General features: G+C 41.9%; 4 protein-coding genes. All 4 read left to right on the top strand.

The genetic code is table 11. From position 1 onward, the window contains the following. On the top strand, window positions 1–441 hold a 441-nt coding region (locus tag AC1DND_RS23020; RefSeq protein WP_477584922.1), incomplete at its 5' end, for a 3-keto-disaccharide hydrolase. Window positions 442–471: 30 nt separating this feature from the next. Beyond that, window positions 472–1926 (top strand): Gfo/Idh/MocA family protein, encoded by a 1455-nt coding sequence (locus AC1DND_RS23015; RefSeq protein ID WP_477584921.1) that lies wholly within the window; start codon window positions 472–474, stop codon window positions 1924–1926. Between the two features lie 8 nt (window positions 1927–1934). Next, window positions 1935–3020, top strand: coding sequence for a Gfo/Idh/MocA family oxidoreductase (locus tag AC1DND_RS23010; RefSeq protein ID WP_477584920.1), 1086 nt, complete (start codon window positions 1935–1937; stop codon window positions 3018–3020). A 123-nt stretch (window positions 3021–3143) separates the two neighbouring features. Then, window positions 3144–3305 carry a hypothetical protein gene (locus AC1DND_RS23005; protein WP_477584923.1) on the top strand — a complete coding sequence of 54 codons (162 nt, stop codon included), beginning with the start codon at window positions 3144–3146 and terminating at the stop codon, window positions 3303–3305. The last annotated feature ends 201 nt before the right edge of the window (window positions 3306–3506 follow it).

The raw sequence follows: 3506 nt of genomic DNA, 5'->3' as shown, positions 1-3506 counted from the left end.
GGTTTAGGAATCAGGGCTCCTTTAGAAGGTGATGCTGCTTACGCCGGTATGGAATTGCAGATACTGGATAATGATGCGCCAATTTATAAAGACTTGAAAGTGTACCAGTACCATGGTTCGGTTTATGGCACTATCGCTGCCAAAAGAGGGTTCTTAAAGCCTACCGGAGAGTGGAACTACGAAGAAGTAATTGCCAAAGGATCGAAGATTAAAGTGATTTTAAACGGCACCGTAATTTTAGATGGCGATATCGAACCATTTAAGAAAAACGGCACGCCAGATCATAAAGAACATCCGGGTTTATTACGTGAAAGTGGGCATATAGGCTTCTTAGGTCATGGTTCTCCTGTTCAGTTCCGCAACATCAGGATTAAGGATCTGAGCAAGAAAGAGACAGATCAAAAAGAAACTGATACAAAAGTTACAGGTAAAAAGAAATAAGTTAAATTTAGCATTATAACAGGTTGAATAATGATAGAAGATAAGGCAAATTCGAAAACAGAAAATTCGAGAAGAAACTTTATTAAAACAACAGCACTTGCTGCCGCTGGATTTATGATTGTACCCCGCCATGTGTTGGGTGGGCCAGGTTTTCTGGCGCCAAGCGATCGTTTGCAATTGGCTGGAATAGGTGCAGGTGGAAAAGGAGAGGGCGATATTGCCAGTATTGTTAGGGGAGGAAAAACAGATGTTGCTTTTTTATGCGATGTAGATGATAGAAGAGCTGCAAATTCTCTAAAAAACTTCCCAAAGGCAAAATATTACAAAGATTATCGTGAGTTATTGGATAAAGAAGGTAAAAACATTGATGCCGTAACGGTATCAACACCCGATCATACCCATGCACAAATTGCCATGGCAGCTATGCAATTGGGTAAACACGTGTATGTGCAAAAACCTTTAACGCACGATATTTACGAAGCCAGAATGTTAACGGAAGCCGCAAACCGCTATAAAGTGGTTACGCAGATGGGTAATCAGGGTGCTTCGGGCGATGGGGTAAGAAGACTTCAGGAATGGTACGATGCAGGCAGGATAGGTAAAGTTCATACCGTTTACTGTTGGACTAACCGGCCAGTTTGGCCACAGGGAATCTCATGGCCAAGTGGAAAAGCCGAAATACCGAAAGAACTCGATTGGGATTTGTGGTTGGGCAGTGCTCCATATAAAGAATATGTAAATAAACTGGTTCCCTTTAACTGGAGGGGATGGTGGGATTACGGCACCGGAGCCATTGGCGATATGGGCTGTCACTTGGTAGAGCCTCCTTTTAGGGTGTTAGGCCTGGATACCCCAATCAGCGTAGAATGCAGCGTAGGCAGTGTATATGTTGATGAATTTAAACGTGCCTATTTGCCAGAAAGCTGCCCGCCATCAAGCCACGTCATTTTAACCTTCGCCAAAACCCCAAAAACCAAACACGAGGTTCAGGTGCATTGGATGGATGGAGGCATTAAACCGGAACGTCCAGAAGAATTGGGGCCTAATGAAAGCTTCGGCGATAACGGTGTGCTTTTTATTGGCACAAGAGGTAAGATGATCTGCGAAACCTATGGTAAAAATCCAAAGTTGTTACCACTCTCGCGCAACGAATCAGATAGAACGAAAATCACTATCCCGCGTATCGTTAATCAGGAAGAAGGCCATTATACTCAATTTGCCGAAGCCGCCATTGCTGGTTATGGAAAAATGGAACTGAGCTCGCCATTTGAAATTGCCGGACCACTTACCGAAACTTTATTGATTGCTAATCTCGCCATTAGAGGAACAGATGTACAGCGCAGAGATGCAGCTGGCAAAATCAGTTACCCGGGCAGAGATATCAAAATGCTTTGGGATAAAGTAAATATGAAGGTGACCAATTTTAACGAGGTAAATCAATTTGTGAAACGCGAATACCGTAAAGGCTGGACGTTGGGCGTTTAAGATTTAGTATGTCGAYAGAAAATAAGAATTTAAAGGTATTAGTAGTAGGCTGTGGCAATATGGGTGCTTCCCATGCCACAGCTTATCACACCTTACCCGGTTTTGAAATTTGCGGATTGGTTTCTACCGGTAAAAGCAAAGAAAAGCTTAATGAAAAATTAGGTGGACAATATGATTTGTATACTGATTTTTATGAGGCACTTGAAATAACCAAACCAGATGCCGTTTGCATTTCTACTTATCCCGATACACACGAAGCTTATGCCATAAAATCTTTCGAAAATGGTTGCCATGTGTTTATCGAAAAACCATTGGCCGATAGCGTAGAAGGTGCAATAAAGGTGGCAGAAGCTGCTAAAAAAGCGAATAAAAAGTTATTAGTGGGTTATATCCTCCGCTATCATCCTTCATGGGAGAAATTTACAGCGCTCGCCCTGGAAATGGGAAAACCTTTGGTGATGCGTATGAACCTGAACCAACAGAGCCATGGACCTAAATGGATGGTGCACCGTAACCTGATGAAAAGTTTAAGCCCAATTGTTGATTGTGCCGTTCATTATATCGATATTATGTGTCAAATGACCCGATCGAAGCCTGTACAGGTGAGTGCCATTGGTGCCAGGCTTACTGACGATATCCCGGAGTGGAATTACAATTACGGGCAGCTGCAAATTCGTTTCGAAGATGGTTCTATCGGTTGGTACGAAGCTGGCTGGGGCCCGATGGTGAGTGATAATGCTTTTTTTATTAAAGATGTTTTTGGTCCAAAGGGATCAGTATCTATCACGGCTAAAAAAGCAGGTGCAGCCGGAAACTCTGATAACATTGATGCGCATACCAAAACCGAATCGATTAAAATACATCATGCCGATTTAGATGCCAATGATGAATTCAGCAAAGCTGATGAATGGGTAGACCTTACCGATGAGCCCGATCATCAGGAACTGTGCAACCGCGAGCAACGTTATTTCTTAAAAGCCATTACAGAAGATATCAATTTAAATGACGCTACTGAAGATGCTGTAAACAGCTTAAGGATTGCTTTTGCCTGCGATGAATCGGTAAAAACAGGTGAAATGATCAGGTTAGAATAAAATTCTTCCTCGTCATTTCGATTGCTGCGGTCGTCCTGCTGAACTTGTTTTATTAGCAGTTTTTATTGTTTTAAAGGCCTAATAGCTACTTCGTGGTCAGCATCTATGTAGCTCGAAAATAATATAGCGGTCACTCCGGCAGAAAACATGTCTGTTATTGCAGAATTAAAAGCGCCAGAGGTAGGTAGTCTTCAAACTACTCACTTCATCTTGAAGGTTACCGATAACGGAACACCCCGGCTAAGCCTATATAAAAGAGTAATTGTAACCATTCTTCCAAAGTAATGAACGATAAAAACAGGGCGTTTTTACTTAAGAATTGTGTTTTTTATTCGAATGTTGAAGAAGATTGGGATCAATACCAAAAGTTGTGGAGTAGTCATTTTTAAGCATACAATTGAGTTAGCCTGTATAGGAAAAACTTTACGCATTTCACGCCACGAAATTGGGATCTAAACGCTTTAATCTTTGCATTGAATGATTCGG

This window comes from Pedobacter sp. 01N416, assembly GCF_056399685.1.
Note: the sequence above shows the minus strand (reverse complement) of the source record. Positions and strands in the feature narration are given on the sequence as shown.

Coding starts and splice junctions, on each gene's coding strand:
- AC1DND_RS23015 (WP_477584921.1), top strand. CDS start 472: ATGATAGAAGATAAGGCAAATTCGAAAACAGAAAATTCGAGAAGAAAC.